Genomic DNA, 17,909 nt, shown 5'->3' on the forward strand with positions numbered 1-17,909 from the left:
ATAGTAGAGGCTGTCCGCAAGTTAGTGAAGTTGCTGCACGTCCTGACCCCGACGAAGTCGAGGTTGTGACCTGACGACGTTTCTCATTGGAGGCAAAGGGTGTCAGTTCACACGACCCCGATTGCATCGGGGTCGCAGGAACTGACACAACTGATTTCGCGGCTTAGGGGACAACCTGATGACAACTCCGACGAAGCGCACGAACGTAACATGTATTGACCGAGGAAGGAACTGACAAACGCATGCAGGTATGGCGACGACTGTTGAAGTGGGCTTTAGTGACATTTGTTGGTCTGGTGGTAGTATTGACTACCGCCTCAACCACGAGAGCAGATGAGACATATATACGGTTGACAGTCAAGTCTCCCGCCGAGATCGGGAAACTGACCAAACTGGTCTCCATCGATAACGTCGTCGCCGACACGGTGTACGCGTACGCCAACGCGCGGCAACTGACTGAGCTTGGTGAAACAGGCTTCACTTACCAGCGGCTGCCGCATACTTCCGACGGTTTTGTCCCGCGCATGGCGGACGGCAAAGCACCGTTCGCCTGGGACATTTATCCCACGTATGAGCTGTATGTTTCCATGATGCAGCAATATGCGCAGAACTATCCGACCCTCTGCCGGCTGGACACGATCGGCTATTCTGTACAAGGACGGATGCTGCTCATGGCGACCATTTCAGACAATGTCAACACGGAAGAGGACGAACCGGAAGTGCTGTACACCTCGAGCATGCATGGTGATGAGTTGACCGGCTACGTGCTGATGTTGCGGCTGATTGATTCACTGCTGGTCGGGTACGGGGCGGACGCACCGACAATGGATATGGTGAACGGGCTGAAGATATACATCAACCCATTGGCCAATCCGGATGGCGCATACTATGGCGGCAACAGCAGTGTGAGTCTGGCTCGAAGGTACAACGCCAACGGCATCGATCTCAACCGCAACTATCCTGATCCACAGGATGGGCAGCACCCGGACGGCAATGCCTGGCAGCCTGAGACAATAGCGTTCATGAACTTCGCCGACAGCCACTATCCGGTCATCGCGGCGAATTTTCATGGCGGCGCTGAAGTGCTTAATTACCCGTGGGACACCTGGGTCACCCGTCATGCCGATGATGCCTGGTTTCAACTTATATGCCGACAGTACGCGGATACCTGCCATATATATGCCCCGTCAGGTTATTTGACCGACCTCGACAACGGTATCACCAATGGATACGACTGGTACGAGGTTGATGGCGGCCGCCAGGACTATATGAATTACTGGCATGGCTGCCGGGAGATTACGATCGAACTTTCATCGACCAAGCTCCTGCCGGCGGCCCAGCTTCCCAGCTACTGGGAATACAATCGGCGGTCGTTCATTCAGTATCTCCGCCAGGCATTCTACGGCTTCCGCGGATTGGTGACCGGTTCGCAGACCGGCCTGCCTCTGGCAGCGACTATCCGAGTACTCGGCCATGATGTCGACAATTCGGAGATGTTCAGCGACCCCACACTCGGGGACTATCACCGCATGATCAAAGCCGGCACATACACTCTGGAGGCGAGTGCCGCCGGTTACCTGCCCGATACAATGGCAAACATCGCCATTACCGATGGTGGCACAGTACTCCTCGATTTCCAGCTCGACCCGATTCCCAGCGTCCCTTCCCTCGCCTTCGTCGCACATAGCGCCGATATGTTTGAGGTTGGCGACACCACCTCGTTCGGCGTCACGCTCGTCAACAATGGCGGGGGAGCCGCAACTTCAGCCGTCGGCACGTTGACCAGCTCGGACGGTCTGGTTACGATACTGGTCGACACCTCGTCGTTTTCCCCAATACCACCGCTGGGTGGATCGGCCGTTTCGAGCAGCCTGTTTCAGTTCACGGTCTCCCCTCCGGCAGCTCCGGGGCGGGTCATACCTTTTACTCTGCATGTCACGGCAGACGGCGGCTATGCCGATTCAGTCTCGTTCACGGCTCTCCTCGGTCAACGGATCGAAACGTTTGAAAGCGGGACTTTCACCCGATTCGCCTGGCAGGCCGGCGGCAATCAGCCCTGGATGATCAGCAGTGTCAGCCCGCATGAAGGAATTCGGGCTGCCCGGTCAGGTGTCATCGGCAACAGCCAAACGAGCCAGCTGCTTTTGACCGATGCCGATCTAATGGCCGGTTCGATTTCGTTCTGGTTCAGGGTGTCATCGGAGGCGGGCTTTGATTCACTCTCGTTCGCTATCGACGGTGTCAGCAAAGGGAAATGGTCCGGCGAGGTCCCCTGGACGCAGATGAGCTACCCGGTGACAGCCGGTACGCACACTTTCAAATGGGTTTACGCCAAAGATATCAGCGCAGCCTCGGGCAGTGATGCGGCGTGGATCGATTATGTCGTTCTCCCCTACCACGACGTGCAGTCATGTTGTGTGGCCTCAACAGGCAACATCGATGGGGATACCGGAGATATTGTGGATATTTCCGACCTCTCGCTGATGGTAGACTATCTGTTCTTCGGGGGGAGTATTTCGAACTGCTTTGAGGAAAACGATACTGATCGATCCGGAAGTATAGATATCTCGGACCTGTCCGGACTGGTGGATTTCCTGTTCTTCAGCGGAACGCTGCCCGCTTGTCCGTAGACCGGGTCAATCGGTGACTTCCTGCTGGTCTTTCCAGTGCCGCCACTGGGCGGCGAATCGTCGCACCCAGTCGAAAACGGCCTGGTCCCCCAGATCACGGCCGGCTTTTTCGGATTCTATCCATTTGTGGCGTTCGATCTCCTTCATCTGCTCCTGGAGCTCTTTGGTCAGGCGGTCCTTGCGCCAGCGCGAGGCATGGTGGGCCAGCCAGTGGGCGATCGTGTACTCAAGGCCGACATCATACCCTGCCTGTCGCGACAGATAGTATTTGTGGACTTCGATGGCTTTCATCTCCGCCTTGGATAGCTGATACGAAGCGTATTTGTCTCCGGTAGAAGTCACCGATGTCACCTCCTTGGGGCACGAGAGGCCCACATGCCCCTTCCAGAATCGACCCCGTTTTGCTGTAATATACGCAGTCCAAGTAGTTAAGTCACGGACTTCTATTTTGTCGGGCAGTTTGGACAGCCCTGGAGCCGTTTTCCCGCCAAGTGAAGATGATTGTTGACAAATAAATCTCTTTTTGTCATATTTGACCATCCGAAGGCCGTATTCCGGGGCTCGATGTGTGAATTTCAATAGAAACATGGTCGCCGGAGCATTGACGCTGGTAAGCGTGTGTTTCCGGGTTGCGCCGGTGGTCGCACAGGATCGCCCGCTTGAGGCGGACCCGGCGATACAGCAGGATCAGTTGCAGGTCATCCGAGCCGATTCCCTCGCCCGTGTGCAGAATCATGCGGCAGCCATCGGTCTCGCCCATGAGGCACTCGGAACCGTCCTCGACCGAACCGAGGACAAGGACACGCTGGCCATCTTGTGGCTTAATAAGCTCGGCATATACTTCTATCAGACTGCACAATACGATTCGGCCGAGTTCTACTGGCGCCGCTCTCTTCGCGCTACGGAGGATTGGTTCGGAAATGACCACCCATCGGTGGCCAAGAGCCTCAACAATCTCGCCGTTCTGCATCGCGACAAAGGGAATTACTCACTGGCATTGCCGCTTTATCTGCGGGCGCTTGAGATCTGGGAACACGCCTATGGACCGGACCATCAACTGGTGGCAACCGCCGCCAATAATCTTGGGTACTGCTACCACTATTTGGGGCGTTACGACGATGCCAGGGTTCTCTACGAGAGGGCGTTGGCCGGATGGACCAAAGCGTATGGGGCTGTGCACCACGATGTGGCAAGAGCCATCATCAACCTTGCGAACCTGGCACGTGACCTGGGTCGATTCGCCGAGGCCGAGCGGCGGCTGCGCGATGCCCTCAATACGATGCAGCACGTATATCAGACCGCTCACCCCGACATCGCCTACTGTCTGAACAACCTGGCGTTTGTCTGCTGGAAGCAGGCCCGCTACGACGACGCGAAGGACCTGTATCGACAAGCGTTGGCGATCAATGAAAAGTCTCTTGGCCCGAATCACCCGTATGTGGCCTACAGTCTGCACGGACTGGCGAAATTGGAGATAGAGAGCAGGGATTACCCAGCGGCGGAGTCCCTCTTATTGCGAGCGCTGGCCGTTCGGCGGGAGACGTTCGGAAACGAGCATGTCGAAGTCGCTACGATAGAGAATGACCTGGCGGCAATGTATCTGGACTACGGCCGCCGCGAGCCGGCCGGTCAGCTCGTCGAACATGCGCTCACTATTCGAGAGAGAGCCTACGGTCCAGTGCATTCCGATGTCGCCAACAGCCTGTACACGCTGGCCACGCTGCGGCAGCAGGAGTTGAAACCGCGCGAAACCGAAAGTCTGACCACTCAGGCCGTCGCGGTCTGGGAGAAATGTCTTGGAAAGTCGCATGATAACGTGGCAGCCGGACTTGAACTCCTGGCTCAGTTGGCGCTTGAGAAGGGTCAACCAGAGGACGGTCTCGATGCGGCCCTCCGCGCTTGTGCGATCCGCCTAAGGAACTTCCGGGCCAACGGCATGGCGCTGTCCGAGCGTGATGCGCTCGCATTCGGCGGCTCGCTACGGCAATCACTCGATTTGACTCTCGAGATCTACTTCGGCATTGATGTTCCATCCCGCGCGGCAACTGAAACAGTATGCGACTTGATCCTGGGGACTAAAGGCATGGTGACCGACCAGTTGTTCGAACAGCGACAATTGAGTCGCGTGCGGCAGGACACTCTTTCGGGCAGATTGACTGAAACGCTGCGCCGGACGAAGTTCCGGTTGTCGGAACTGTATGCTCAGGGTCAGAGTGATGACGCTGTTGCGTACTCGCATGCCACTGATTCCCTCTCCAAAGTAGCGGAAGGTATCGAGCAGGAACTGGCGCTGCTGGGCGGATCGTTCCCGGCACGGAGCGGTCAGCGGCCAGTGACGACACTGAACATGCGACAGGCGCTGCCGCAGGCTTCAGTCATGATGGAGTTCATCAGGTATCGACACCGTCATGCCGAGTATGCTGTCGACGGAGAGTCATATGCGGTCATCGTGCTGAGACCTGACGACCCGGAGATGCTGGTGCGCCTGGGCCCGGCAGATTCGTTGCATGTGCTGATCAATGAATATCGCCGACAATTCTCAGCTATCGCGAGCGGCGAAATAGCTCCGGATTCCCGTGCTGAGACGACGTATCGGCGAATCGCGCAATCACTTTCCGATTTCGTGTGGCGACCGATAGCGCGGTATGTCAAACCAGGTGAACGGTTGTTCCTTGCCTGTGACGGCGCGTTAAATCTGGTTTCCTTTGCGTCTCTTCCTGTCGAAGATGATCGATACCTGATAGACATTCACCCCGTGCATTACCTGTCGTCCGGTCGCGATATCCTGAGACCGTCGGCCAGGAAGAAGGCGAGTAATCGATTGTTGGTGATCGGCGACCCGGACTACTTTGCCTGGGCCACGGAAAGCACCGGTAGGAGTGTTGATACACCTCGTGCGATTCAGACCCCGGGCGTGCGAGGTCAGGTCGCGCCATGTGTAACACTGGAGAATCTGGTGGCCAGTCCGCTCCCGGGGACACGGCGCGAAGTCGAGACGATAGCAGAGCAGTGGAGCCGGGGTCACGGAAACCAGATAACGATGCTGCTGGGAGCTGAGGCGTCGGAAGAGCAAGTTGTTGCCAGTATGCCATCGGCGGGCTTCATTCACATCGCCACCCACGGCTTCTTTCTAAGTGATACGTGCCTGCCGAATTGGCCGGCATCACGGCTATCAGCGCTTGCTCCAACTGCAAGGCTGAATCCGCTCCTGTTAAGCGGGCTTCTCCTGGCCGGAGTGAACAATCGTACGAGCGGTTCGGGAAGTGGCGATGGGATACTCACCGCTTACGAAGTCTCGGCGCTTGACCTTGATGCCACAAGGCTCGTCTTCCTTTCAGCATGCGAGAGTGGTGCCGGGCAACTTGTGGACGGCGAAGGCGTGTACGGATTGCGGCGCGCATTCCAAATGGCGGGCGCATCGACCGTGGTAAGCTCGCTGTGGCCGGTATCAGATGAGCTGACCGGCGATTTGGTGGCCTGGTTCTATGAGAACCGGAGTTCTGTACTGCCCGATCGCATGCGCGATCTCCAGGTCCGGAAGCTCAACGAACTTCGAAGATCGAATCGGCCGACACACCCATATCTTTGGGCAGGTTTTATTGCCGTTGGGGATTGGCGTTGAGTGGATTCCAACCGGCTACTACGCTCACCGGACCAGGAACGAATACTCGCGGATCAACGCGTCGTCACCGGCGCCGCCCGAAAACAGACGCAGGCGGTACACGCCGGGCGCAAGGCTCCTGACTGGGAGCGATATGCGGCCGTATCCCATACTGTCCACAGGATCTGGGACCCGTTCGGAAACGACGCTCTCCCCATCTAATGTGAATATCTCGACTCTGAGAGGAAAGATCAACCCTTCGGTCGGGACATAGAATCGAATCTGCGCCATACCGCCAGCCTCTCGCTCGATCACCGACGAACCAACCGCACGGGTGGTCGTCAATGTGATCACCTGGACTGGGCCAGAGTCGGATCCGTCAAACCACGCGATGCGGAAAACCGTAACGGCCACCAATACCAGAACGGCTGCCGCCGCAAGGTATCGTGCGAGGGTCGGTAGCGCCACGATTCGGGTCCAAAAGGACTTGCCGACCGCGTGAGATTCCGATTCCAGGGCCAGATCCTGAGAAGCATCTGCGATCAGTCTGCGGACCTGGTCATCGCGCCGTAACAGGCCGATCGGCTCGCTGAACTGCCTGGCCTGTTCGAAACAGGCTTCACAAACCAAAATGTGTTCTTCGACCGCCTGCCGTTCGTCTTCGCTCAGGAGATTCAGCTCCCAGGCGTGAAGTTTCACTGCCAACTCGGGATTGGAGCATTTCGACATCAGGCAACCTTCCCTGTCTCCAGACAGTGCTTGAGCAGCGAGCGAGCCCGGCTGAGTACAACATACGCGTTGTTTTTCGTTATCCTCATCCGCTCACAGATCTCCACCATGGCATACCCCTGGTATCCAAGGTTCAGGATCCGGACATACCGCTGATTGTTCACAATCAATTTCCTGAGGCAGTCGAGAAGCCGGCCGCGCAGATCATCGTTGGCATCCTGTGCGGGTATTTGTTCAAACAGCGGCTCGTTCCTGTTGCGGGTGCTCTTCCGACGTTTCACATATGCCAGGAGCCTGTTATCGAACACCTTATAGGCCCAGGCACTGAAACTTTCTCGGATATCCAAATCGCCGAACCCACTTGCAACCGCAGCCAACGCTTCCTGAGCTACCTCCTCTTCGTCACTTCGATTCCACACCCTATGGTGCGCCAGAAGTCGAAATCTTTCACTAAGCGAAAGAAAAAGTTGTTCCCTCGCGCGCACGTCGCCGGACCGCGCCTGTTGATACAACTCGTTGATATCCATAACCTTGAAACGTATGCCCGGATCTGATCGCTCACAATATATACGGGCGTCCGGTAATCTGGCAAGATTCAACTCGTAGGGACCCCAAGATTGCACTCGCCATAATGAGAAAACTGGTGTAAGAACTCCGCCCTTGTCGCACCACCTCAGTAGGTTAAACACGACATGCACGCAGGCAAGGAGTTTACTATGCCTTTCCAATTGATCGTAAGAGTCGCGACAGCACTGCTGGTCTCGACATTGGTCGCGCTCACGTCCTGCTCGGACAAAACGAATCCGGCCAACAGCGCACCCTCGATCCCGCTTACGTGCCGGATTGACAGTGTCAGTCCGGAGACCGGAACGGCCCCGCTGGTGGTCAAATTCAGCGGCGGCGCCTCGGGTGGCAAATCGCCATATACGTATCACTGGCAGTTCGGAGATCAAAACTCGTCCGAAATTGCCGGTCCTACCCACACATACCAGGCAGCAGGACAGTACACGGTAGTCTATACGGTTGAAGATGCTGGAGGTGGCAGTTGCACCAAAGACACGACTGTCACCGTAACTGCCACCCCTCGGCCGGACCTCATTGTCGCCAGCGGCTCGCCGGTGATAACCCCGACGAGCATTGAAGTCGGCGGGTCATTCAGGATCTCGGCAGGTTCTCTCAGAAACAGCGGCTCGGCCGCTTGCGGGCAATTCACGATGGGGTTCTATATCTCGGCAGACGCCATTCTATCCGTGACCGATACCCGTGTGGGCGGTGCCACTGTTAGCGGTCTTGCCGCCGGTGGAGAGTTCGCCTGGGCAGACCAGAATTTCATCCTCTCTGCTTCGATAGGCGCCGGCACTTATTACATAGGCGTTCTGGCCGATGAGAACGGCAGTGTGACCGAAGCCAACGAAAGCAACAACTCCGCCTGCCGTCAGGTGACAGTGGTGGCGGTTGCGGCCCTGACATGCTCGGCGACAGCGAGTCACACAGTGGGCACCGCTCCTTTATCGGTTACATTCACCGCCAGCGCCTCGGGTGGGCGAGCCCCGTATACGTATAGCTGGCAGTTCGGCGACCAGTCCACCAGCACGCTACAGAACCCTACTCATGTGTACTCGCAAGCCGGAGTGTACACGGCAAGATTAACTGTCACCGATGCCAACAGCGCCACCTGCACCAAAACCATCAGCATAACAGCGGTTCCACCGGGTCTGACATGCACCGTTTCTGCCAACCCGACTTCGGGCCCGGCCCCGTTGCAGGTGACGTTCCATAGCACGGTTACGGGCGGCACAGCGCCATATCACTATGCCTGGACATTTGGCGATGGTGACACGTCACTGGTCGCCAATCCGACTCACACGTACACTCGGCGAGGCACGTATACGGTGAATTTTGCAGCTCTGGACTCGCGCCAGAACGGATGCGCCAAGACCCTGACAATCTCAGTAACCACGGGAGCCGCGCTGAGCTGCACAGCATCGGGCGCACCTTCTTCCGGTCAGGCCCCCCTGACAGTTTCCTTCACCAGTTCGACCAGCGGCGGGACAGCCCCGTACAGTTATAGCTGGAATTTCGGCGATGGCTCGACAGTTATAGGATCGCAGAATCCAACCCATACGTATTCGACACCCGGCACGTTCACCGCTCGCATGGACGTTACCGATGCACAAAACGCCACTTGTTCCAAGACCGTGGTCGTGACCGTGACGGCCGCATCTCTGAATTGTAGTGCTTCGGCGACACCGACTACAGGGGCAGCTCCACTGACGGTGTCATTCACGGGAACCGCTTCAGCCGGCCAGGCTCCCTACAGTTACATGTGGCAGTTCGGTGACGGTGGCAGCAGCAGTCAGCAGAATCCAAGCCATATCTACAATGCTGCGGGAACTTATACGGCGACGCTGACAGTTGGCGACGCTGCATCCGGAAACTGTTCGAAGAATGTCACTATCACGGTCACCGGTACGGCATTGAATTGCACCGCCTCCGCAAGCCCGGCCTCCGGTCCGGCGCCGCTGGCGGTCAGCTTCACTGGAGGAGCCACAGGTGGGCAGCAACCGTATTCATACGCGTGGAACTTCGGCGATGGCGGCACCAGCACATTGCAGAGCCCGTCGCACACGTATCAATCCGCCGGCAGCTACACTGCAACAGTAACTGTCACGGATTCACGCAACGCGACCTGCCAGAAGTCAGTCGCCATTTCGGCCACTCAGGCTGCTACCGGCCCAGTGCTGAGTGGACCTTCGAACGCGACCGCCAGCTTCACTCTTACCTGGACGTTCAGCTGGCCGCCGCTCATGAACTCGAATGACAAGGTCAGCGTTGAACGGTCCATCACAGGCCCCAACTCCGGCTACAGTGTCGTTGCCGAAGTGTACCGGTCGCAGGGGTCATCATTGGTGATTGCGAATCCAACACAGGGGACTCACTATTATCGGTGCCGAGCATGGGTATCTCTTGCCGGCCAGTCGCAGTGGTCACAGTACAGCAACGTGCTTACCGTGGTAGTGACGGCGCCGGTATCCAAGACACGGTTCAACAACAACAGCACGTATTTCATCGTGTCGCTCAAGATTGACAACGTCGAGCAGTTCCCCGCGTCCCCTCTTGGTATGCTGCCCGGATACTATTATGAAAAGGAACTAGCGCCCGGATCGCATTCATGGGAGGCCCTGTACGGATTCTGGAACGAATACGGCGGCAGAGAATATCTCTACCGGTACTGGGGTACGTACACACAGCGCTCTGGTGTGACCGAGCAGATCAACCTGGTCAGCCCTACTATTGCACAGTTACTGACAAAATTCCAGTCTACTGGTACCTGGAGCGCCTGGGTGCCGGGCTACTTCAACAAGGTGGTCTTCAGGTTTAATTCAAACGGCACGTTTACATTCACGAACCTCCAGGGGGGCACCAGCACCGGCACGTACACATTCGTGTCGCGAAACGGAACGAATTGGACAGTCGTTTTCAGCGCCGGAGGCTATCAAGCAACGCTCTGGGAGTTTGGCGACTTCTTTACGATGAATAATGGCCCGGGAGGAGCGACCCTTCAGTATTTCTACGATGGCCCATAACATAATGACGTCGGTTTGAGCTCCCGGAGCAGTTACGAACCCCGACCCAGGTCGACAACCGGTTGACCTGGGTCTTGGTTTTCCGGGGATTTCGTGTAAGAACTATGGCTGTGCGGCACCATAGTCACTGTGATAAACAAGTCTGTCGCGTCAATCGAGCGACATTGAAAGGAGGATGAGTGTGAGAGTATTATTGCTTGTGGCAGCGATATCAATGCTCACGTCGGGCCTGGTACTCGCCCAGACCGACATGACTGCGTTGAAGGTAAACGCCACAAACGTGAGCGCCAAGAGTCCGGGGAGTGCCCTGTTGTACTCGATACTGGTACCGGGTGGCGGTCAACTCTATAACGGAGAGACCGGTAAGGGGCTTCTGCAGATGGGGGCAGCTGTAGTAGGGGTGGTGCTATTCATCAGCTATCTGCCGTCGTCCGATTTTGTGCGGGACGACTACTATTGGGCCTCGTATGGCTACTACACTGATGAAGGGAGCGCCGTGCTGAGCTATGGCGGGCTGGCGGTGGCATTGGGGGCCTCGGTCTGGTCGATTATCGACGCTCCTAAAGGGGCCCGACGGTACAATGAGCGGCACGGTCTGGTCTCAATGGCGGTCGGCGGCCACTCGTTGTGGGTCGATTTCGACCATCCTGTTAAAACCAAGTCGCCGGGGGTTGGCGTGAGACTGGGTCTGACGCTTTAAGTGAACGGCACAGCAATTGTAAGTGCCGGCTATGTATTGCCGGCACTTTTTCTTTGGAAATTTGGAAAATGATCGACGTACTCCAAGATTTGCACTTGACAATTTGAGAATGTTGATTACATTAGTACACAAATGAACACGATCACTCTTGCAGCCGCTGTTCTCATGTCCGCCACTCTAATCAATTGGAGTTGGTGGCGTCTGTATACCAGGGATAGTGGCGTTGTGATTGTGAAATAGCACCAAAGGGACAACAAATCCAACCCGCTATCCGAAGGATGGCGGGTTTTTTTGTGGCTGTATATGAGTTTCCTGGACTCCATACTCGCGATTAAGCCCGGCGCGAAGTTGCCGCTCCGGGTTGAGGAGATCCATCTGCCCGGAGATCTGGAGACACCTGTTTCCGCCTATCTGAAACTGAAGTCGGTAGGCGCACGTTTTCTTCTGGAGTCAGCCGAAGATCCGACCTCGATCGGCCGATATTCGTTCATTGGCATTACGCCCTCCCTCCTCTTGCGGATTGAACGGGACAAAACGGTGGTAATGACCGGGGCAGAGCAGACCGCAATTCCGCATGGTTCGTCCACCGATCCATTCACCGGCATCGGGACTATTCTCGATCGATGCCGGATCGACGGAGCAGCTTCCGATCTGCCTCTGCTGGGCGGGATGGTCGGATATGTCGGCTACGAGATTGTCGAGTTCTTCGAGCCGACCCTTCAGGGTCTGCTTGCCCGCGCGGAACAGCCCTACGGGCTTTTCTATTTCGTGGACACGCTGCTGGTCTTCGACCACTTCAGCAGATCCCTGCGACTCGTACAGCTTAACGCCGGTTCCAGCGAGGACAGCTCCAACTCGCCACAGATTCCTCTCGAAACGATCCGCCACGCCCTCATGATGCCACTACCCGATGCGAAACCGTTCGCGCGGAGAAATGGCAACGGCGGCAGAACATCGGTCGACCAGAACGGCTATGAACGGATGGTCGCATCCGGAAAACGTCACATCGGGTATGGCGATATCTTCCAGGTCGTACTCTCGCAGCATCTGGAACAAGAGAGCTCGGTCGATGGATTCGAAATTTACCGGGCTCTTCGCATGGTGAACCCCTCTCCATACATGTTCTATTTGGACTTTGGCGATATCGAGTTGATCGGCTCTTCACCTGAGGCAATGGTTAAACTACGCGGTGATCAGGCGATTATTCGTCCTATTGCCGGCACCAGACCTCGAGGGCAGACCGCCGACGATGACGCACGCCTCGCAGCAGAACTGAGCCGGGACGAGAAGGAGTGCGCCGAACATGTCATGCTGGTGGACCTGGCACGGAATGACCTTGGTCGCGTCTGCCGGTTCGGAAGCATCGAAACACCGCAGTTCATGCAATTGGAGCAGTACTCACACGTGATGCACTTGACCTCCACCGTGACCGGCCGGCTGCGCTCCGGCTGCACGTCACTGGATCTGTTCCGGTCTGCATTCCCTGCTGGTACGGTCTCCGGAGCGCCCAAGCTCAGAGCCATGGAAATAATCGCCGATCTGGAGCGGTCAGTCCGTGGGCCCTATGCAGGTGCTGTCGGCTACCTGTCGCTGTCCGGCGATCTGGACATGTGCATCACAATCAGGACTATCGTGAAACGCAGCAGCCTGCTTCGCCTGCAAGCCGGTGCGGGTATAGTCGCCGACTCTGTACCTGAACGGGAGTATATGGAGACCTGGAACAAAATGGCGGCGCTTCGGGAAGCCATCAGGAGAGCCGAAGAGAGGTGGTCATGATCCTGGTCATTGACAATTACGACTCCTTCACCTACAACCTTGTCCAGTACTTTGGCGTGCTCACCTCCGATGTAAGTGTGGTCCGCCCCCACGAGGTTACGGTTGACGACATCGCTGGCATGCAGCCGCAGCGGATCGTCATCTCCCCAGGACCGGGACACCCCGATCAAGCGAAACTCTCCACCGAGGTCATTTCTCGCTTTCACGGCGAACTCCCGATCCTCGGCGTCTGCCTCGGACACCAGTGCATAGGAGCCGCCTTCGGCGCAGAGATACGCGTAGCCGAACGGCTGGTTCATGGCAAGACTTCAGAAATCTACCACAAGGGAAAAGGGATACTCGCGGGACTGCCGAATCCGTTTCGTGCCACTCGGTATCACTCGCTGGTGGTAGCGGAGGAGACACTTCCAGACTCCCTTGAGGTGACGGCATACACTTCTGACGGCGAGGTCATGGGGCTGCAACATCGCACCTCCCCACTCTTTGGTGTCCAGTTTCACCCGGAATCGATTCTGACAAGAGAAGGGATGAGGATATTGAGCAGTTTCCTGGAGGTCTCACCATGATAAAGGAAATGCTTGCCCGGCTTGCCGAGGGAGAGCACTTGGCTCGGTTGGACTGTGAGTCATTCATTCGATCGGTGGCCGTAGGTGATGTCAGCGATGCCCAGGTTGCAGCCTTTCTTACCGGCCTGAAAGCAAAGGGAGAGACCGTCGAAGAGGTGGCCGGCTGTGTGTTGGCACTCCGCGCCAGTATGCAGCGGGTGGAGCATACGCGGACAATGGTCTTCGACTGCTGCGGCACTGGCGGCGACGGCACAGGATCGTTCAATTTTTCGACCGCCGCTTCCCTGATCGTTGCTGCCTGCGGCATTCCAACTGCGAAACACGGCAACCGGGCGGTCAGCTCCTCGTGCGGCTCCGCCGATCTGTTCGAAGCAAGCGGCGTTAAGATTGATCTGACGGCCCAACAGGCGGCGCGATTGTTAGATGACATCGGGTATTGTTTTCTATTTGCGCCCGTCTACCATACGGCGACAAAGAAGGTGGCCGAAGTGCGACGCCAACTCGGTTTCCGCACGCTGTTCAATTTGATAGGGCCGCTCCTCAACCCGGCCGTCGCCACCCACCAGATGATCGGCACTCCGAACAGCCGAGTAGCCTCACTACTGGCTGAAGTAAGTCGCGCGGTAGGTGACAATCGGGTGTTCACGTTCTACAATAGCTGCGGCTTCGACGAGATTCTCCCAACAGGACTGACCATGGTTCACTCAAGCACGCATTCGACAAGCAAGGCGCTTCCGCTTCAATTACCTTCTCACCTCGCTAACGGCAATGACCCGCACGACTTCCAGGGCGGCGACAGGGTGCACAACGCGGCCATATTGAAGGGCATACTTGACGGTGATGAATCACCATTCCTTCAGGTATCGCTTCTCAATGCCGCCTTCGGTTTGACCGTCGCCGGCCTGACGGACAACCTCGACGAGGCCTTTCGCATCGCTCATGACTCGGTCAGCTCGGGCAGGACACGTCGATTATTTGATCAATACCGCAGCGCAACACAGGCGATATCGTGATGCTTGACCGAATCCTGACCGACGTAAGAACTTCGCTGGCAAGTCGCGATACTGCCGACTGGCGCATGGAACTGGAACAGATGATAGCCCATAGCGATGTTCGTCCGTCCTTTCACGATGCGATCTCGCTCAATGGCAAACACTTTATCTGTGAGATCAAACGGCGTTCTCCGTCTGAAGGAGTCCTTAACCCGGAAGCGGACATTCGCGATATAGCGAGTGAGTACGTGCATGGTGGCGCCGCGGCTATCAGTGTGCTGACCGAACCGGTGCACTTCGGCGGATCGCTGGATGACCTCAGTACCGTCGCAGACAATGTCCCTCTGCCCGTTCTGAGAAAGGACTTTGTGATTGACGATGTACAGATTGTGGAAGCCAGGGCATTTGGGGCCTCGGCAGTTCTGCTTATTGTATCGATTTTGTCAGATGCACAGCTTGCCAATCTCATAGCCAAATGCCGACACCACCACCTCACACCGTTGGTGGAGATACACTCCGAGGAAGAACTGAAGCGCGCGTTAGCCGCGGGTGCCGATGTCATTGGCGTCAATAATCGGGACCTCAAGTCACTAAGGGTAGACCTTCAAACCTCCGAACGACTCCTCCCGCTCATTCCTCCTGGTGCCGTTCGGGTCGCTGAAAGCGGTATGCACTCCACTCACGATACCGATCGCATGTTCTCGGCAGGGGCGAACGCCGTGCTTATTGGCTCTTCGCTTATGAAAAGCCGAAACCGCGTCGAGGCACTCGCCGAGTTCAGGAGAGCGCGGTGATAATCAAGATTTGTGGTGTCACCTCGGCGCACGACGCCCACCTTTGTGCGGACTCCGGAGCCGACCTGATCGGCGTGGTGCTTTCGGACTCCCCCCGGCGGACATCGTTGGAGGCATTGAATGGCATCATCGATGCGGTAGGGTCCGGAGGTAGCGTGGTCGGCGTGTTCGCGGCACCCGGTGATCTTGAGCAGTTCGATGCCGGATGCCAAACCGAGCTCGACTACTATCAGACCTATTTTGACAGGTCGCTCGTCACGGTTCGCCAACCTAAGCGAGCATGGATTCGGGCCAAACGTGTGAAACAGAACGTTGAGTTGAGCGCAGGGTCGGATATTACTCTCCTCGACTTCAAGGATTTTCAGTCTGACGAACTCCTGTCCGAATTGCGGAAGTATTATGACAAGATAACCGACACAACATTGGTGGCCGGCGGGCTTACTGTCGGCAACATCAGTTCCGTGCTGGCCGCGGTTCGACCGCTCGGTGTCGATGTCGCCCGTGGCACGGAAAAAAGCGCAGGGATCAAGGACCCGGAGTTGGTGCGAGAGTTCATAGCGAGGATCAAGCATGCAGCGAGTTGAGAAGTGGTATTTCGGCCGGTTTGGCGGCAGATTTGTTCCGGAAACTCTGGTGTCGGCGCTTGATGAGCTCGAAGCAGCATTCGAGGCATCGCAGAATGATACGTCCTTTGGTGCCGAACTCGACTATCTGCTGAAAACCTATGTTGGCCGGCCCACGCCGTTGTACCTGGCTCGCAATCTCACTGCCGACTGGGGTGGCGCGAAGATCTACCTGAAGCGCGAGGATCTCGCCCACACCGGCGCGCACAAGATCAACAACTGCGTCGGACAGGCGCTGTTGGCAAAACGCCTTGGCAAGACACGAGTGGTAGCCGAAACCGGCGCCGGACAGCACGGCACCGCGACCGCAGCGGCATGCGCCATGCTCGGACTTGAATGTGTCGTCTACATGGGCACTCATGATATGGCCCGTCAGCAACCAAACGTCCAACGGATGCATCATCTTGGCGCCGAGGTACGCGAGGTGTCCGCCGGACTCGGGACGCTCAAAGAAGCAACCTCCGAGGCGATTCGCGACTGGGTGACCAACGTCCGTGGCACATATTATGTTATCGGCTCCGCCGTGGGACCACATCCGTATCCAAAGATCGTCCGCACTTTTCAGTCGGTGATCGGCCGTGAAACCCGCGCCCAGTTTCTGGAAATCGAAAGTCGACTCCCTGACCACATTGTCGCCTGCGTCGGAGGCGGCTCCAATGCTATCGGCATCTTCTCGGCATTCCTCGAAGATTCCTCCGTCCGATTGACAGGAGTCGAATCGGGCGGCGAGTCACTCGATTGCGGTAAGCATGCCGCCTCGCTCACCAAAGGACGGCCCGGTATTCTTCACGGCGCGCTCACGTATGTACTTCAGGATGAACACGGCCAGATCGATATCACGCATACGATTTCGGCCGGACTCGATTATCCGGGCGTAGGTCCGGAGCACGCGGCACTTCGGGATAGTGGGCGCGTCCGGTATGTCACCGTTCCGGACCGTGCGGCTGTCGCAGCCTTCCGGGAACTCTGCCGAAAGGAAGGGATCATCCCTGCGCTTGAGTCGAGCTTTGCGCTGGCGCACGCACGCGAGATTGCCGGTTCCATGTCCGGTGAGCAGGCGATCGTGGTAAATCTTTCGGGTCGGGGCGACAAGGACCTGGGATCGGTGCCGAGTCATGAAGACTGAACTGTCCGGAAAGCTATGCTCGCTCGCCCGATCCGGCCACGCGGCCCTGGTGCCGTTCGTTACCTGTCACTATCCCGATGCGTATCGTTTCGACCAGGTCGTTGAGGTTGTTCTTGAAACCGGCTGCGACCTGCTCGAGATCGGATTTCCTCACTCGGACCCGTTGGCCGACGGCCCCACAATCCAGCGCTCTTCCCATATAGCGCACGGCAACGGCTTTACGCCCGGACGCGGCTTCGATTCGATTCAGCACCTCAAGGCGCATTCAGATATTCCCATAGTCATCATGTGCTATGCAAACGTGATCTACCAATTTGGTTACGAGCTGTTTGTCGAAAAATGCTTGGACTCCGGTGTGAGTGGCGTGATAGTACCAGACATGATTTTCGAGGAAGGGGCCGAGCTTCGCGAAGTCTGCCTGCGGCGAAACGTGAGTTTTATTCCGTTGATCGCTCCCACTACGCCATTTGACCGCGCAGCGGCCATTGCCGAGTCGGCCGAGGGATTCGTGTATTTTGTCAGTGTCACCGGCACCACCGGTGCGCGGTCATCAATTGGGTCTGATGCCGCCACCACAGTAGCATCGATTAAGAAACAATCACCTGTGCCGGTCTATACGGGATTTGGCATATCCACGCCTGCCCTGGCGAGACAGGCAGCCAAGTTCAGTGACGGTGTTATTATCGGAAGCAAGTTGATAGAATGTATCGATGCCGACAATGGAGCCGGAGGATTCACCACTCTCCGCTCATTCCTCACGGAAGTTCGTGCTGCTCTGCCGTAGA

At 56.9% G+C, this 17,909-nt stretch carries 14 protein-coding genes; 11 read left to right on the top strand and 3 right to left on the bottom strand.

From position 1 onward, the window contains the following. Positions 1–242 precede the first annotated feature (242 nt). Positions 243–2,630 carry a M14 family zinc carboxypeptidase gene (locus AB1644_08725; GenBank protein ID MEW6051126.1) on the top strand — a complete coding sequence of 796 codons (2,388 nt, stop codon included), beginning with the start codon at positions 243–245 and terminating at the stop codon, positions 2,628–2,630. A 6-nt stretch (positions 2,631–2,636) separates the two neighbouring features. Here the strand turns inward: AB1644_08725 and AB1644_08730 are convergent, their stop codons facing one another. Beyond that, entirely contained in the window at positions 2,637–2,972 is a 336-nt protein-coding gene (locus AB1644_08730; GenBank protein ID MEW6051127.1) for a hypothetical protein, read from the bottom strand. Positions 2,973–3,198: 226 nt separating this feature from the next. Between AB1644_08730 and AB1644_08735 the strand changes: the two genes are divergently transcribed. Then, positions 3,199–6,252, top strand: coding sequence for a CHAT domain-containing tetratricopeptide repeat protein (locus AB1644_08735; protein ID MEW6051128.1), 3,054 nt, complete (start codon positions 3,199–3,201; stop codon positions 6,250–6,252). 24 nt (positions 6,253–6,276) lie between these two features. Here the strand turns inward: AB1644_08735 and AB1644_08740 are convergent, their stop codons facing one another. Together AB1644_08740 and AB1644_08745 are read right to left on the bottom strand one after the other, a co-directional pair. Further along, positions 6,277–6,960, bottom strand: coding sequence for a zf-HC2 domain-containing protein (locus AB1644_08740; GenBank protein MEW6051129.1), 684 nt, complete (start codon positions 6,958–6,960; stop codon positions 6,277–6,279). After that, positions 6,960–7,487 (bottom strand): sigma-70 family RNA polymerase sigma factor, encoded by a 528-nt coding sequence (locus AB1644_08745; protein ID MEW6051130.1) that lies wholly within the window; start codon positions 7,485–7,487, stop codon positions 6,960–6,962. The genes AB1644_08740 and AB1644_08745 overlap by 1 nt, the downstream gene beginning before the upstream one ends. A 189-nt stretch (positions 7,488–7,676) precedes the next feature. Here AB1644_08745 and AB1644_08750 point away from each other — a divergent pair, with 189 nt between their 5' ends. From AB1644_08750 to trpA, 9 genes are all read left to right on the top strand, one after another. After that, on the top strand, positions 7,677–10,547 hold the full coding sequence (locus tag AB1644_08750; protein ID MEW6051131.1) for a PKD domain-containing protein: 2,871 nt from the start codon (positions 7,677–7,679) through the stop codon (positions 10,545–10,547). A gap of 181 nt (positions 10,548–10,728) precedes the next feature. After that, complete coding sequence (locus tag AB1644_08755; protein MEW6051132.1) at positions 10,729–11,247, top strand: hypothetical protein; 519 nt, start codon at positions 10,729–10,731, stop codon at positions 11,245–11,247. A gap of 303 nt (positions 11,248–11,550) precedes the next feature. Beyond that, on the top strand, positions 11,551–13,023 hold the full coding sequence (gene trpE / locus AB1644_08760; GenBank protein MEW6051133.1) for an anthranilate synthase component I: 1,473 nt from the start codon (positions 11,551–11,553) through the stop codon (positions 13,021–13,023). Then, positions 13,020–13,589: an aminodeoxychorismate/anthranilate synthase component II gene (locus tag AB1644_08765; GenBank protein ID MEW6051134.1), complete on the top strand. Its 570-nt coding sequence runs from the start codon at positions 13,020–13,022 to the stop codon at positions 13,587–13,589. Before trpE ends, AB1644_08765 begins: the two co-directional genes overlap by 4 nt. After that, complete coding sequence (trpD, locus tag AB1644_08770) at positions 13,586–14,602, top strand: anthranilate phosphoribosyltransferase (protein MEW6051135.1); 1,017 nt, start codon at positions 13,586–13,588, stop codon at positions 14,600–14,602. Before AB1644_08765 ends, trpD begins: the two co-directional genes overlap by 4 nt. Beyond that, positions 14,602–15,375 (top strand): indole-3-glycerol phosphate synthase TrpC, encoded by a 774-nt coding sequence (gene trpC / locus AB1644_08775; protein ID MEW6051136.1) that lies wholly within the window; start codon positions 14,602–14,604, stop codon positions 15,373–15,375. Before trpD ends, trpC begins: the two co-directional genes overlap by 1 nt. Beyond that, positions 15,372–15,959: a hypothetical protein gene (locus AB1644_08780; GenBank protein MEW6051137.1), complete on the top strand. Its 588-nt coding sequence runs from the start codon at positions 15,372–15,374 to the stop codon at positions 15,957–15,959. The genes trpC and AB1644_08780 overlap by 4 nt, the downstream gene beginning before the upstream one ends. Next, positions 15,946–17,124, top strand: a complete 1,179-nt coding sequence (trpB, locus tag AB1644_08785; protein ID MEW6051138.1) for a tryptophan synthase subunit beta — start codon at positions 15,946–15,948, stop codon at positions 17,122–17,124. Before AB1644_08780 ends, trpB begins: the two co-directional genes overlap by 14 nt. Then, positions 17,114–17,908 (top strand): tryptophan synthase subunit alpha, encoded by a 795-nt coding sequence (gene trpA, locus AB1644_08790; GenBank protein ID MEW6051139.1) that lies wholly within the window; start codon positions 17,114–17,116, stop codon positions 17,906–17,908. Before trpB ends, trpA begins: the two co-directional genes overlap by 11 nt. The last annotated feature ends 1 nt before the right edge of the window (position 17,909 follow it).

This window comes from Candidatus Zixiibacteriota bacterium, from assembly GCA_040753875.1.
Lineage (GTDB): Bacteria > Zixibacteria > MSB-5A5 > GN15 > FEB-12 > DATKJY01.